This is a genomic window from Mycobacterium sp., from assembly GCF_051006775.1.
Lineage (GTDB): Bacteria > Actinomycetota > Actinomycetes > Mycobacteriales > Mycobacteriaceae > Mycobacterium.
In genome coordinates, this window is the sequence record NZ_JBPCSX010000065.1 from 1 (window position 1) to 14,644 (window position 14,644).

At 68.0% G+C, this 14,644-nt stretch carries 11 protein-coding genes and 1 pseudogene; 7 read left to right on the forward strand and 5 right to left on the reverse strand.

The genetic code is table 11. The annotated features are described in order from the left end of the window. Positions 1 to 548: GlgB N-terminal domain-containing protein (locus ACR2JI_RS05165; RefSeq protein ID WP_526388717.1), on the reverse strand; the 548-nt coding region annotated here is incomplete at its 3' end. 7 nt (positions 549 to 555) lie between these two features. Then, complete coding sequence (locus ACR2JI_RS05170) at positions 556 to 2,628, reverse strand: maltotransferase domain-containing protein (RefSeq protein ID WP_526388735.1); 2,073 nt, start codon at positions 2,626 to 2,628, stop codon at positions 556 to 558. Between the two features lie 151 nt (positions 2,629 to 2,779). Between ACR2JI_RS05170 and glgP the strand changes: the two genes are divergently transcribed. The 3 genes from glgP to ACR2JI_RS05185 all read left to right on the forward strand — a co-directional run bounded on the left by glgP (position 2,780) and on the right by ACR2JI_RS05185 (position 6,988). Next, entirely contained in the window at positions 2,780 to 5,371 is a 2,592-nt protein-coding gene (gene glgP, locus ACR2JI_RS05175) for an alpha-glucan family phosphorylase (RefSeq protein WP_526388719.1), read from the forward strand. A gap of 71 nt (positions 5,372 to 5,442) precedes the next feature. After that, the gene (locus ACR2JI_RS05180) at positions 5,443 to 6,177 is read left to right on the forward strand and encodes an MspA family porin (protein ID WP_526388737.1); all 735 of its coding nucleotides are present in this window, start codon (positions 5,443 to 5,445) and stop codon (positions 6,175 to 6,177) included. 70 nt (positions 6,178 to 6,247) lie between these two features. Continuing rightward, complete coding sequence (locus tag ACR2JI_RS05185) at positions 6,248 to 6,988, forward strand: MspA family porin (RefSeq protein ID WP_526388721.1); 741 nt, start codon at positions 6,248 to 6,250, stop codon at positions 6,986 to 6,988. A 5-nt stretch (positions 6,989 to 6,993) separates the two neighbouring features. On the opposite strand, the gene ACR2JI_RS05190 is transcribed toward ACR2JI_RS05185, so the two are convergent. Beyond that, positions 6,994 to 8,439, reverse strand: a complete 1,446-nt coding sequence (locus ACR2JI_RS05190; RefSeq protein ID WP_526388723.1) for a neutral zinc metallopeptidase — start codon at positions 8,437 to 8,439, stop codon at positions 6,994 to 6,996. An 88-nt stretch (positions 8,440 to 8,527) separates the two neighbouring features. Between ACR2JI_RS05190 and ACR2JI_RS05195 the strand changes: the two genes are divergently transcribed. Then, positions 8,528 to 9,208 (forward strand): YoaK family protein, encoded by a 681-nt coding sequence (locus ACR2JI_RS05195; protein ID WP_526388725.1) that lies wholly within the window; start codon positions 8,528 to 8,530, stop codon positions 9,206 to 9,208. On the opposite strand, the pseudogene ACR2JI_RS05200 reads toward ACR2JI_RS05195, so the two are convergent. Together ACR2JI_RS05200 and ACR2JI_RS05205 are read right to left on the reverse strand one after the other, a co-directional pair. Continuing rightward, a pseudogene (locus tag ACR2JI_RS05200) lies at positions 9,193 to 11,154 on the reverse strand (ATP-dependent DNA helicase). The gene ACR2JI_RS05195 and the pseudogene ACR2JI_RS05200 overlap by 16 nt on opposite strands. Further along, positions 11,151 to 12,512, reverse strand: a complete 1,362-nt coding sequence (locus ACR2JI_RS05205; RefSeq protein WP_526388727.1) for a nicotinate phosphoribosyltransferase — start codon at positions 12,510 to 12,512, stop codon at positions 11,151 to 11,153. Before ACR2JI_RS05205 ends, ACR2JI_RS05200 begins: the two are co-directional and overlap by 4 nt. Here ACR2JI_RS05205 and clpS point away from each other — a divergent pair. The 3 genes from clpS to ACR2JI_RS05220 are packed head-to-tail and all read left to right on the forward strand — an operon-like array spanning position 12,511 to position 14,420. Then, positions 12,511 to 12,813, forward strand: a complete 303-nt coding sequence (gene clpS / locus ACR2JI_RS05210) for an ATP-dependent Clp protease adapter ClpS (protein WP_526388729.1) — start codon at positions 12,511 to 12,513, stop codon at positions 12,811 to 12,813. The two genes, ACR2JI_RS05205 and clpS, sit on opposite strands and share 2 nt — an antisense overlap. Further along, a complete protein-coding gene (aosR, locus tag ACR2JI_RS05215; protein WP_526388731.1) occupies positions 12,814 to 13,389 on the forward strand; it encodes an oxidative stress transcriptional regulator AosR in 576 nt (191 codons plus the stop codon). It abuts the gene before it with no gap. Continuing rightward, entirely contained in the window at positions 13,386 to 14,420 is a 1,035-nt protein-coding gene (locus tag ACR2JI_RS05220; RefSeq protein ID WP_526388733.1) for a P1 family peptidase, read from the forward strand. Before aosR ends, ACR2JI_RS05220 begins: the two co-directional genes overlap by 4 nt. The last annotated feature ends 224 nt before the right edge of the window (positions 14,421 to 14,644 follow it).

Sequence of the window (14,644 nt, forward strand, 5' to 3'; positions counted from 1 at the left end):
TTGCTGTCCCAACCATTGAACTCGCCGATCAGACTGACGCCCTTGGCATTCGGCGCCCACACGGCGAAGGACACCCCGTCGACCACACCATCTGCGGTGGTGAAGGACCGCGGGTGCGCGCCGAGGATCTCCCACAGCCGTTCGTGGCGGCCCTCGGCGAACAGGTGCAGGTCCACCTCGCCCAGGGTGGGCAGGAATCGGTACGGGTCGGCTGCGGTGTAGGTGAAGGGTTCGCCGTCGGATCCCGGATAGCTCACTTCGAGGCGGTAGTCGACGAGATCGGTGAACGGCAGCGCGACCGCGAACAACCCCGACCCCAGCTGCGTCATCGGATGCCGATGGCCCCCGACGAGTGCGACTACCGCGGTGGCGTGCGGACGGAGGGCACGGATGACGGTCTGTTCGTCGTATTCGTGGGCGCCGAGGATGGAGTGTGGATCGTGGTGGGTGCCGGCTATCAGCCGGGCCAGTTCACCGGGATGCGGCGCCAGATGGGGGTCCGGGATGTCGCCGCTCTTCTGCGTCGGCGTGTTCGGTTTGTTCGTCATGGGGCGGTCATTCCCGCCGCAGCAGTTCGGCGCGGTGCTCTGGCGGGATCGCCGGCATGTTGAGGATGTGGGCCACCGCCCTGGTCGGTTCCAGCCGCACGTAGTTCGCCTGACCCCACTGGTATTCCTCTCCGCTGACTTCGTCGCGGACCCAGAACCGGTCGTAGGGCGCCATACCGAGTGCGCCCATATCCAGCCATAGCGTGCCCTGCTCGGCGCCGAAGGGATTCAGTGTCACGACCACGAGCACGGTGTCGCCGGTGGACGGGTCGAACTTGCTGTATGCCAGCAGAGCCTCGTTGTCGACATGGTGGAAGCGGATGGTGCGCAGTTGGCACAGCGCCGGATGTATGCGGCGGATCTCGTTGAGCCGGGCCAGGAACGGTTCCAGCGAGCGACCCTGGGCCAGTGCGCCGGCGAAGTCGCGCGGACGCAACTCGTACTTCTCCGAATCGAGGTACTCCTCGCTGCCCGGCCGCAATGGTGTGCTCTCGAACAGTTCGTAGCCGGAGTAGACACCCCATGATGTGCCCATGGTGGCGGCCAGCACGGCGCGGATTGCGAACATGCCCGGACCGCCGTGCTGCAGGCTCTCGTGCAGGATGTCGGGGGTGTTGACGAATAGGTTCGGCCGCGCGTAGTCCGCGTGCTCGGCGATCTGTCGGCCGAACTCCTCGAGTTCCCACTTCGCGGTCCGCCAGGTGAAGTACGAATACGACTGGGTGAAGCCGAGTTTGGCCAATCCGTAGAGCCGGGCCGGCCTGGTGAAGGCCTCCGAAAGGAACAGCACGTCGGGGTCGGCCGCTTTCACCTGGCCGATCAGCCAGGCCCAGAACTCCGCTGGCTTGGTGTGGGGATTGTCGACCCGGAAGATCTTGACGCCGTGATCCATCCAGTGCCGGACCACCCGCAGCACCTCGTGGTAGAGGCCTTCGGTGTCGTTGTCGAAGTTCAGTGGGTAGATGTCCTGATACTTCTTCGGCGGATTCTCCGCGTAGGCGATGGTGCCGTCGGGCAGTTCGGTGAACCACTGCCGGTGCTCGGTGGCCCAGGGATGATCCGGGGCGCACTGCAGCGCCAGATCCAGCGCCACCTCCATGCCGAGGCCGGCCGCGGTGGCGACGAAGTCGTCGAAGTCATCGATGGTGCCCAGATCGGAATGCACGGCGTCGTGGCCGCCCTCGGCGCTGCCGATCGCCCACGGTGAGCCGACGTCGCCGGGCTCTGCTGTGACAGTGTTGTTGGGGCCCTTGCGGTGCACCGTCCCGATCGGGTGAATCGGCGGCAGGTACACCACGTTGAACCCCATCCCGGCGATCCGGGGGAGATCGCCGGCGGCGGTGGCGAACGTGCCGTGCACCGGCGCACCCTTGGCGTCGCGACCGCCGGTGGAGCGCGGGAACATCTCGTACCAGGCGCTGCAGCGGGCCAGTTGCCGGTCCACCCAGACGCCGTAGGAGTGTCCGCGGGTGAGCAGGTCGCGCAGTGGGAAGCGGTGCAGCAGTGCGGTCACCGGATGCGACAGTGCCAGCGCAGCCCGAGTCGCCGGATCGCCGGGCTGCCGCAATTGGGTTGCAGCATCAAGTAGCGGTGCCCGCTGGGCGCGCGGGACCCCGGCGGCAGCGCGTTCCAGCAGGGCAGCTCCGGTCAGGAGGTCGTTGTCGAGCTCATCGGCGCCCTGGCCGGCGTCCAGTTTGGCGGTGACCGCGTGCCGCCAGCTGGTGATCGGGTCACCCCAGCCGTCGACCCGGAACGTCCACAGCCCGACCTGATCGGGGACGAACTGGCCATGGAACACATCCGGTGTGCGGCCCTGTGACATCGGATGCAGCGACGGTTTGACCCGGCCCGCCGCGGCCGCTGTGCCCTCGGGCGTGGTGACCCGGCGGGCGGGGCTGTGACCGGCCTGCGGGTAGTCCCGGCCGAGGTAGCGAACCACCAGGGTGGCCGCGACCGCATCGTGGCCTTCCCGCCACACCGTCGCCGAGACCGGCAGGACCTCACCGACAACGGCTTTGGCGGGGTAGGTGCCCCCGGACACCACGGGTGCGACGTCGTCGATCTCGATCCGACCCGGCACCTGAGCTACCTCATTCCGCATCCGTGGCATCGGCGGTCCCGCCCCGGGGGTAACCGCAGCACTCGTCGGTTCTCACCGTAGTGGTCAACCCCACACCGCGAGGGCGAAGCGGGGTCAGCGACGGTCGACGATCCTCAGTAAGGTCGGACCGGTGAAGGCCCTCCGCAGATTCACTGTGCGCGCTCATCTGCCCGAGCGGCTCGCCGCACTCGCCCGGTTGTCGACCAACCTGCGCTGGTCGTGGGACGCCCCGACCCAGGACCTGTTCGAGAGCATCGACCCGGGGCACTGGGCACTGGCCGGACGTGACCCGGTCGCTGTTCTGGGTTCGGTCACCCCGGCGCGCCTCGACGAGCTCGCCGAGGACACCGAATTCCTCGAGCGGCTCGATCGGCTGGCCGCCGAACTTGACGAGTACCTGACCAGGCCGCTCTGGTATCAGCAGTTGGAGGCCTCCGATGATGGGCCGCTGCCCGCCGGTATCGGCTACTTCTCGATGGAGTTCGGCGTCGCCGAGGTGCTGCCGATCTACTCCGGCGGTCTGGGGATCCTGGCCGGTGATCACCTCAAGGCCGCCTCCGATCTCGGTCTGCCGTTGATCGGTGTCGGCCTGAACTATCGGTCCGGATATTTCCGGCAGTCGCTGACACCGGACGGTTGGCAGCACGAGAACTACCCGTCGCTGGATCCGCAGGGGTTGCCGCTGCGGCTGCTCAGTGATGCATCGGGTGCACCGGTTGTCATCGAGCTGCCCATGCCGGAGTCACGGATCCTGCGGGCGCGGGTCTGGGTGGCCCAGGTGGGTCGAATCCCGTTGCTGCTGTTGGACTCCGACATACCGGAGAACGATCACGACCTGCGACACGTCACCGATCGGCTCTACGGCGGCGATCAGGAGCACCGGATCAAACAGGAACTGCTCGCCGGTGTCGGCGGGGTGCGGGCGATCCGCGCGTTCACCGCCATCGAAGGCCATCCGGTTCCGGATGTGTTCCACATGAACGAAGGCCACGCGGGATTCCTGGGCCTGGAGCGCATCCGCGAGTTCATGACCGCTGACAACCTTGATTTCGACACCGCGCTGACCATCGTCCGGGCCAGTACGGTCTTCACCACCCACACGCCGGTGCCGGCCGGCATCGACCGCTTCCCGGTGGAGATGGTGCAGCGCTACTTCGGCGACGACGGACCGTCGGGGCTGTTGCCCGGAGTGCCGCCCGGACGGGTGCTGGCCTTCGGCGCCGAGGACGACCCGGAGAAGTTCAACATGGCCCATATGGGCCTGCGGTTGGCGCAGCGCGCCAACGGGGTGTCCCAGTTGCACGGGCGGGTCAGCCGGGAGATGTTCGACGAGTTGTGGTCGGGGTTCGACGCCACCGAGGTGCCGATCGGCTCGATCACCAACGGTGTCCACGGCCCGACCTGGGCGGCGCGGGAGTGGATGGAGCTGGGCCGGGAGCTGGTCGGCTCGGCCGAGGCGCTGCGCGAGCCGTCGGTGTGGCAGCGGCTCCAGGAGGTCCACCCGGGGCACATCTGGTGGATCCGCTCCCAGCTGCGCGCCAGGCTGGTCGAGGACGTGCGCAAGCGGGTGCATCGGGCGTGGCTGGAACGCGGTGCCATCGACGCCGAACTCGGTTGGATAGCAACGGCTTTCGATCCCGATGTGCTGACGGTCGGATTCGCCAGACGGGTGCCGACCTACAAGCGTCTGACGCTGATGCTGCGCGATCCGGATCAGCTGGAGGCGCTACTGCTCGACGAGAAGCGGCCGATCCAGCTGATCGTCGCGGGAAAGTCACATCCCGCCGACGACGCCGGAAAGGGGCTGATCCAGGAGATCGTCCGGTTCGCCGACCGTCCCGAGGTGCGGCACCGCATCGCGTTCCTGCCGGACTACGACATCTCGATGGCCAGGTTGCTGTACTGGGGATGTGACGTCTGGCTCAACAACCCGTTGCGACCGCTGGAGGCCTGCGGCACCTCGGGGATGAAGAGCGCGCTCAACGGCGGACTGAACCTGTCCATCCGGGACGGCTGGTGGGACGAGTGGTTCGACGGGGACAACGGCTGGGCGATTCCCACCGCCGACGGAGTGGCCGACGAGGCCCGCCGCGACGACCTGGAGGCGGCGGCGCTCTATGACCTGCTGCGCGAGTCGGTGGCGCCGAAGTTCTACGACCGCGACCCCGACGGCGTGCCGACCAGGTGGGTGGAGATGGTTCGGCACACCCTGCAGTCGCTGGGGCCCAAGGTGCTGGCCTCGCGGATGGTGCGTGACTACACCGAGCAGTACTACCTGCCGGCGGCCGCCTCGTTGCGCCGGACGACCGCCGCCATCGACGGGTTGCCGTACGGCCAGGCGCGGGAACTGTCGGCCTTCGTCCAGCGGGTGCGCGAAGCCTGGCCCGAGGTGGCCATCAGCGATGTCGACAGCACCGGCCTGCCCGACACCCCGGAACTGGGCTCCCAGCTGACCCTGACCGCCGCCCTGGCGCTGGCCGGTCTGCGCCCCGATGAAGTCGTGGTCCAGGCCGTGCTGGGGCGGGTGGACTCCACCGATGCGCTGCAGAACCCGATCTACCTGGACATGACGCACGTCGGCGCCGGTGACGGCGGGACCGAGATTTTCTCCGTGACGACGCCGCTGCCGGTGTCGGGCTCGGTCGGCTACACCGTCCGGGTGCTGCCGCATCACCCGTTGCTGGCCGGCGACGCCGAACTGGGCCTGGTGAAATTTGCCTGAAGCTGTGAGTCGGTGAACCCTGCGCGCGGGGGAGGCGTCCAAGTTGTTAGGTTGCCTCAGTGAGTTTGCGTATGCGGGTCGGTGGCGCAGTCTGCGTTGCGCTGCTCGCCCTGGCCGGCCCGGCCGCGGTCGTATTGGCCGGCCCGGCCGCCGCTGACCCGGTCGACCCGTCCGGCCCCGATGTACAGCCGGTGGTCGCCGCTGATCCCGCCCCGCCCGTCGATGACGGGAAGGTGCCCTCCAGCCCGCCGAAGACCACCAAATCGCCCGATGGCTGGGCGCTGACCATCTCATCGGAGGACGAGATCCTGCGTCCGGTCGCGCCACTGACCACCGCCCTCTCGTCCCGGGAGTATCAGGTCGGAGGCACCTTCGTCGGCTCGCTGAAGGGCCCGGGCGAAGCGCCCAAGGGCGTCTTCGAGGTGGGTTACCAGATTGGTTGCGGTATCGACATGACGACCGGCAACGGTGTCCTGCTCAGCGGCACCGGCGGGCTCAGCGCGGGCCTCACCACGCTCGGGCCGCTCTCCATCTCCGGTGCAGCGCCCGTCATCATCTTCCCCACCGCCGGCGTCAATATCGGCGGTACCGTCGGCGTCAGCCTCAAACCCGGCTTGGTCAACGTCGTGCCGATCGTGAAGAAGACGTTTGAAGGCTCCGAACCGTGGGTGTCGATCAGCAACCAGCGGCTCAAGATCGACGGGTGTGTGGGCCAGTCCTTCATCCGCTCGTACGCGATTTTGAACAAGTCGACCGATGAGGGTGACGCGATCGCCGCCTGGTACGGCTTCACCAAGATGGTCTAGTCCCCGGTCTGGTCCCTCTGGTCCGGGGCCTCTTTTCCTGCCCGCGGAGTTCCTCTTGTAGGTTGCCCGCATGGGTCGCAAGCTTCGGGGTGCCGCGTCAGCGGTGGCTGCGCTGGTCATCCTGGCCGGCCCGGCTTCGGCCATCCTGGCCGGCCCGGCCGTGGCCGACCCGCTCGATCCGCCCAATCCTGACGTTCAACCTGTTGCCGCCGCCGCAGATGCCGCCCCGCCGGTAGACGACGGCAAGGTGGCGTCCAGTCCGGAGGAGTCCACCAGGTCTCGTGACGGCTGGACGTTGACCGTCTCGGCCAAAGATGAGGTCCAGCGGGCGGTCGCCCCGCTGACCACCGCCATCTCGACACGCGAGTATGAGGTCAGTGGGGTGTTCAACGCCACGGTGAAGGGTCCGGGAGGAGCAACGCCCAAGGGTGTCTTCGAGGTGGGTTACCAGATCGGCTGCGGTATCGACATGTCGACCAGCAACGGCGTCCAGGTCAACGGTACCGCCGGCGCCAACGCCGGTGTCGGTGTCGGTCTCGGGGATCTGACCCAGGGGCCGATCGACCTCTTCATCCCCCAGGCCGGTGTCAGCGCCGGAGGTGGTGTGTCGGTCAGCCTCAAGCCCGGCATCGTGAACCTGGTCCCGATAACCAAGAAGAGCTATGTGGGTTCTGCGCCATGGGTGTCGATCAGCGACTACCGGATCAAGATCGACGGGTGTGTGGGGCAGTCGTTCATCCGCTCCTACGCGACACTGACCAAATCGACCGCAGAGGGTGACGCGGTGCTGTCCTGGTACGGCGTCACCTAGACGGTCTAGGGGAACCGCTTCAGGCAGCGGTCGACGTCGCCGAGCACCCCGACCCGGAAGGCGTCAATACGGGAGAACCCGGCCGGCACCGACTCGCCGTTGACGTCCCCGGCGACCAGACCGTTGGTCAGCAGACCTGCGACCGCCTCGTCGATGTCACCGGCGGTGAGTGCCACCGTGTTTCCGTCCGGTGTGCTGATCTGCGTGGACAGTTTCCGGGTGGCGACCCCGGTCAGGCAGGCTGTGCGCAGTCCGGCTTCGGCGCTGTCGAGAACAAGCCCGCCGCGCTCGTGCTGGACCGCCACCATATAGCGCGACACCACCACCGAATAGGCGGTGTTGTCACCCTGGAGCACCACGCCGTCGGCCCCTTCGGTGGTGGCGCCCATCTGTTGTAGCGCAGGAAGATCCACGGTGATGGTGTTGGACGCCGGGCAGTAGGACGCCGGCGGGCTGGGCCGGGCGTCGGGGCAGGACGCCGCCCATCTGGCATCGAAACTCAACTGCGGCGGGGCCTTGGGGGCGAACAGGATGTTCATCGCGTCGATGATCTGTTTCACCGACGCCTCGGTGACCGGAAGTTCGCCGCTCTGGTCGGCGGGAAGTTCCACCGGCAGGTCGCCGCGTCGCTGTTTGATCTCCTGAATATTTATCGCGGCGCACGCTGAGGTTCCCTGGGTGAAACCGAACTGGAACGCCGAGATGCGTTCGAATGCCGACCCGTGCTCGTCCCCGGTGTCATAGGTGTCGTTACCGCTCAGCAGCGGATCGCGGAACGAGATCATCGCGGCCAGAAGGTTATTGAGGCCCTCGCCGGTGCTCAGCGTGAACCGGGGGGACTTCCCTTCGGCGACCCAGCGCAGATACACCCCGGCCAGGCAGTCCGCCTGCTGTTCGGCGACCAGTGCCGGAACCCCGCGTGGATTCATGGTTGCCATCTTCTGGATGGCGTGGCCGTACTCGTGAGCCAACACCATGGTGATGGCCATATCCCCGTTGGCCGCCCGCAGTGACGGCATCAAGACTCCGCGGTCCCAGCCGATGGTGCTGTCGTCCTCGCAGTAGCCGGCGTTGATCAGTCCCTCGTTGGTCTCGCCGCAGAATTCACCCCGGTAGGAGTCGGAGTCCCAGGAGAACAAGGCGTTGACGGGCGTGAGCTCACCATCGAAATAATCCGGGTAGGCGAACTTCCAGAACTCCTCGAGATCGCTGACCGACTGCCCGGCGAGTTTATCGACCTCGCCACCGTCGGTATCGGTGACCTCGCGTGACTCGGCCTTGGCATCCGGGCGTAAGCCGGTGGGCCCATCGACAGCGGCCAGACCGCCCACCTTGAACGGATCATCGAACTCCGAAACGGGCTTGCCCACTATCGCGGTGCTGCAGGCGGCGGCCAGCACCGCGACGGCGCAGGCTGCGACGAGCAGGCGCAGGGTGCGGGGTGGGCGCATGTCACCACAATAGATTGCTGTCGGGCAGATTCCGCCCAGGGTTTTGCGCCCGGTGAACAGCTCGAATCCCGAGGGCCATACTCGTGACATGACAGTCGTCTCGCCGGTCTCGGACCGGCGCACCGTCGTCGCGTTACTGCTGCTCACCTTCGCCACCGGTTTGGTGGATGCGGTTTCGGTGTTGTTCCTGGGCCATGTCTTCGTAGCCAACATGACCGGCAACGTGATCTTCCTCGGATTCTGGTTCGTGCCGCATTCCGGCGTCGACTTGCTCGCCGCGGTGGTCGCGTTCGTGAGCTTCGTCATCGGGACGATCCTCGGTGGCCGGTTCGCCCGCCACCTCGACCATGACGTGCGGCGCTGGCTCACCGTTGCGATGGGCACCGAGGTTCTGCTCTTGGCGACGCTGTCGATACTCGCCGGAGCGGGGGTTCTGCAGTATCACGACAACGGCAGGCTTGTCCTCATCGCCGGACTGGCGGTCACCTTCGGGGCCCAGGCCGCCACCGCCCGGCAATTCGGCATCCAGGAACTCAGTACCACCGTGCTGACATCGACGATCGTCGGTCTCGGTCTGGACAGCCGGCTGGCCGGCGGGCGCGGTGAGCGTGAAAGATTGCGCTACACAGTGGTTTTCACGATGCTGGCCGGTGCCGTGGTGGGAGCGACGGTGACACGATTATTCGTGGCACCGGTGATCGGTCTGGCCGCCGTCGTCGTGGCCGCCAGCCTGGCCGTGTTCCTCTCCGAGGATCATCGCAGCCGCTGAAGGCTCTGCCTGACCACTTCCGGGTCGGTCGTGGTCCAGAACGGCGGCAGCGAGGCTCGCAGGTAGCCGCCATACCCGGCGGTGGCCATCCGCGAGTCGAGCACCGCCACCACCCCGCGGTCATCGACCCGGCGCAGCAGTCTCCCGGCGCCCTGGGCCAGCAGCAGTGCCGCATGGCTGGCGGCGACCGCCATGAACCCGTTGCCGCCGCCGGCGGCCACCGCCCGCTGCCGAGCGGTCAGCAGGGGATCGTCCGGGCGCGGAAACGGGATGCGGTCGATGATCACACACGACAGCGACGGCCCCGGCACATCGACCCCCTGCCACAGCGACAGTGTCCCGAACAACGAGGTCTTCGGATCGCCGGCGAACTGTTCGACCAGTGCGCCGGTGCTGTCATCGCCCTGGCACAGCACCGGTGTGTCCAGTCGCGAGCGCATCGCCTCGGCGGCTGCCTTTGCCGCCCGCATCGACGAGAACAATCCCAGGGTGCGGCCGTCGGCGGCTTCGATGAGCGCGGCGATCTCGTCGAGTTGTGCCTCGGCGCCGACACCGTCGCGTCCGGGCGCGGGAAGGTGCGCGGCGACGTAGAGAATGCCTGCCTAGGCGTGGACGAACGGTGAACCGACATCCAGGCCCTGCCAGGCGGTCTCATCGCTGAGCCCCCAGGCGCCGGCCATCGCGTCGAAGGATCCGCCGATGGTCAGGGTCGCCGAGGTGAGCACGGTGGTCGCCGTCCCGAACAGCTGCGTGCGCAACAGGCCGGCGACCGACAGTGGGGCCACCCGCAACACCGGGCGGACCGTTCCCCGTTGATCCTCGTGATCGAGCCAGACCACGTCGGCGCGGTCGGGGATCGCCGGGACGAAGGAGTCCAGCACGCGCGCGGCGGTATCGCTGATTTCGGTGAGGCCGGCGATCGCCTCGGTCCGGGCAGCGGCGGCCTTGGGGTCCTTGGGTGCGGGGTCGATTGCCGAGCGGGCGGTGCTCGCCGCGTCGCGCAGCGCAGTCAGGTAGATCGCCAACTCGTCGTCGAGATAGTCGATGCGGCCGGGTTGGGCGTCGTGGATGGCCGAGGAGAACGTAGCGACCGCCGCGTCCAACCGCTGGGTCAATTCCGGACTGATCAGTCGGCCGATCCGTCGCACCGCCACACCCAGCGGTGCCGGCGTCAGTTCTCCGGTGGCCACCGAGGTGACCCGGTCGGTCAGCTCGTGCGCTTCGTCGACGACGAGCAGTGAGTGTTCGGGCAGGATGCTGGCCTCGGAGATGGCGTCGATGGCCAGCAGGGCGTGATTGGTGACGACCACGTCGGCCTGTCCGGCCTCGGCGCGCGCCTTCTCGGCGAAGCAGTCCGCGCCGTAGGGGCAGCGGGCCGCGCCGAGACATTCCCGCGCCGAGACGCTCACCTGCGCCCACGCCCGGTCCGGCACACCGGGACGCACGTCGTCGCGGTCCCCGGTCTCGGTCTCCGATGCCCAAGCGGTCAGGCGCTGAACGTCGCGACCGAGCGCGCTCGACGCGGTGGTGAACAGCTCCTCCTGTGGGGCGTCCGGGTCTTCGTCTGTTGCACCGCTGTGAATCTTGTTGAGGCATAGGTAATTCCGTCGACCCTTCAGCAGGGCGAACTTGGGCCGCCGCGGCAGTGCGTCGGCCAGCGCGTCGGCGAGTCGGGGCAGATCGCGGTCGACGAGCTGGCGTTGCAGCGCAATGGTGGCGGTGGACACCACCACCGGGGTCTTATCGGCCAGGGCGCGGGCGATCGCCGGCACCAGGTAGGCCAGCGACTTGCCGGTGCCGGTGCCGGCCTGCACCGCCAGATGCTCGCCGGTGGCGAACGCGTGCGACACCGCCTCGGCCATCTGGACCTGCCCCGGGCGCTGGGTGCCGCCGAGGGCGTCGACCGCGATCCCGAGCAGGTCGGTCACCGCGGGGATGTCGGTCACAGCATCTGCCGGGTGGGAAGTGCCGGCTGACCGTGGGACAGGGCCAGGCCCTCCCACGGCAGGCTGCGCAGGCCGGCGGCGACGAGTTCGCGCGCCGCGGTCAGGTCCGGCGACACCAGTGGTTCGCCGCCGCGCACCAGTGGAACAGTCAGCAGCCTGGACGCCTCCGCGGTGGAAGGGCTCTCGGTGACCAGATGAACGATCTCCTCGACGACGGTGCCCGACGGTCGCAAGGTCCGGGTGGCGGCCTTGCGCCCACCGTGGGATTGCTTGCCGCTGCTGCGTTTGGTCACCGCAAGACCGTCGACTTCGACCAGTTTGTAGACCATGCTCGCGGTCGGAGCGCCGGATCCGGTGACCACCGACGTTCCCACCCCGTAGCTGTCGACGGGGTCGGCCCGCAGTGCGGCGATGGCGTACTCATCGAGATCGCCGGACACCACGATCCTGGTATCGGCCGCGCCGAGATCGTCGAGTTGGGCACGCACCTGCCGGGTGAGTATTCCGAGGTCTCCGGAGTCGATGCGCACCGCGCCCAATCCGGTGCCGGCCGCGGCAATCGCGTTGGCGACGCCGGTGTGCACGTCGTAGGTGTCGACGAGCAGTGTCGTGCCCACCCCGAGGGCGGCCACCTGCGCCCGGAACGCAGCGGGTTCATCGGGCCCGTCGGCCGTGGTGTGCAGCATGGTGAACGCGTGCGCGGAGGTTCCCAGTGCGGGCACCCCGTATCGCCGGGCGGCCTCCAGGTTGGAGGTTCCGGTGAATCCGGCGATGTAGGCGGCGCGTGCGGCGGCAACTGCGGCCTGTTCGTGGGTGCGCCGCGAACCCATCTCGATCAGCGGGCGGCCGTCAGCCGCGGTGACCATCCGGGCCGCCGCCGCGGCCACCGCCGAGTCGTGATTGAGGATCGAGAGCGCCAGCGTCTCCAGCAGAACGCATTCGGCGAAGGTCCCGGTGACCGACAGCACCGGCGAGCCCGGAAAGTACAGCTCGCCCTCGGGGTAGCCGTCGATATCGCCACGGAAGCGGAAGTCTCGCAGATAGCCCAGGGTCTCGGCGTCGAGGAACGCGGCCACCGAATCTAGTGCGGCCTCATCGAAGGTGAAGTCCGCCAGAGCCGCCAGGAACCGGCCGGTCCCGGCGAGGACCCCGTACCGCCTGCCGTCGGGAAGCCGGCGGGTGAACACCTCGAAGGTCGCCCGCCGGTTCGCGGTGCCGTCATGCAGGGCAGCGGCGAGCATGGTCAGCTCGTACTTGTCGGTCAGCAGCGCCGGCGACGCAACCCCAGTCACAGGGGCAACCGTAGCGGTATCAGGCGCGGGAGTGGATTCTCCGGACCCTCGGTATCCTGGTCGCATGGGCTCGTCAGCATCGACCAGGCCGGGGACCAGTGCGGTCCTTGAGGCCGATGAACTCGGCGCGACCGATTCTCCCTGGGTGACCCTGGTCTGGGATGACCCGGTGAACCTGATGAATTACGTGACCTACGTCTTCCAGAAGCTCTTCGGCTACAGCGAGACGCACGCGACCACATTGATGATGCAGGTACACACCGAGGGCAAGGCGGTGGTGTCGGCCGGCACCCGCGAGGCGATGGAGATCGACGTCACCAAGCTCCACGCTGCGGGCCTGTGGGCCACCATGCAACAGGACAAATGAGTGCGTAGGTGGAAGCGGGTCGACACCGCTGACGGGCCCCGCTTCGTCTCCAGCATGGACGCCCATGAAGTGGTCCTGCTGAGAAATATGGCCACCTCGATGCAGGAGATGCTCGACGACCGCCAGTCAGGATCTCCATCGGACCCGCTGGAGCAGATCACCGGGATTCGCACCGGCAACACCTCGCCGCCTGCCGATGACACTCTGCGCCGACTGCTGCCGGACTTCGTCAGCGCCGACTCGGCCGAAGCTGATAAGAGCGAATCCAACGGCGCCTTGCGCAGCCTTCATGAACCGCAGATCATCGACACGAAAATCTCTGCGGCGCAACGACTCCTGGATGGTCTTCCCACCGACGGTGGACGGGTTGACCTGAGCGAAGACGACGCGAATGCCTGGATCGCGGCGATCAATGACCTCCGGCTCACCCTCGGCACCATCCTCGACATCGGGCCCGACGTTCCGGACCAGCTGCCGGAGGGGCACCCGATGGCCCAGCACCTCGACGTCTACCACTGGCTGTCCTTCCTGCAGGAGTGCCTGGTGCTGGGGCTGATGGGTAAGCCGATCCGGTGAATCCCTCCGGCGCCATCACCGACGTCCCGGGCATCCTGGTGGGCCACCACCACCGCTGCGATCCAGAGGCCACCGTCGGCAATAAGGAGTCGCCGGGAACCGGATGGGCATGCGGCACAACGGTTATCGTCGCTCCGCCCGGCACCGTAGGCGGCGTCGATGTCCGGGGAGGTGCTCCCGGCAGCCGGGAGACCGAGGCACTCGAACCCTCCAACAGCGTCCAGCACGTGGACGCGGTGGTGCTCACCGGCGGCAGCGCGTTCGGTCTCGCCGCCGCCGACGGGGCGATGCGGTTCATGGAGGAGCAGGGTCGCGGTGTGCAGATGACCGGCGGCACCGTGCCGATCGTCCCCGCGGCGGTGATCTTCGACCTCCCGGTCGGCGCCTGGTCGAACCGGCCGGACGCGGACTTCGGCTACCGGGCCGCCGCCGGGGCCGACGTCGAGTTCGCGGTGGGCAGCGTCGGCGCCGGGGTGGGGGCGCGGGCCGGTGTGCTCAAAGGTGGGGTCGGCACCGCCTCGACAGTGCTGGAATCCGGGGTGACCGTCGGCGCGATCGTGGTGGTCAATTCGGCGGGGGAGGTGCTTGACACCACGACCGGCCTGCCGTGGATGGCCGACCTCGCCGTGCAGTTCGGGCTCACCGCACCGCCGCCGGAGCAGATCGCGGCGTATGCGGCTCGGCATGGCGAAGTGAGTCCGCTCAACACCACGATCGCGGTGATCGCCACCGACGCGGCACTGAGCCCCACCGGCTGCCGCCGGGTCGCCATCGCCGCCCAGGACGGGCTGGCCCGGGCGATGCGGCCGTCGCACACCCCGTTGGACGGTGACACCGTCTTCGTCCTGGCCACCGGGGCCGTGCACGTCGATCCGTCGCCGGACACCCCGGAGGCGATGCTGCCGGAGACCGCACTGCTGACCGCGGTGGGAGCGGCCGCAGCGGACTGCCTGGCCGGCGCGGTGCTGGCCGGAGTGCTGGCCGCTGAACCGGTGGCAGGTATACCGACGTTGCGGGAGATGTTCCCGTGACCGTGTTCCTGTGACCGCCGCGAGCGTGCGTGTCGGCGCGATGACACGCCGCGGGGATGAGCATTTTGCGCACCCTCGCGGCGGGAAGCCGGGCCGGTAGCCTGAATCCCGATGAGCCTGACCGAACAACCGCCCACCAAGTGGCCCGCCTGGAAGACGGGTGCGGCCACCATCGTGACCTTCGTCGTGCTGCTGTACCTGATCGAGCTGGTGGATTGGTTGAC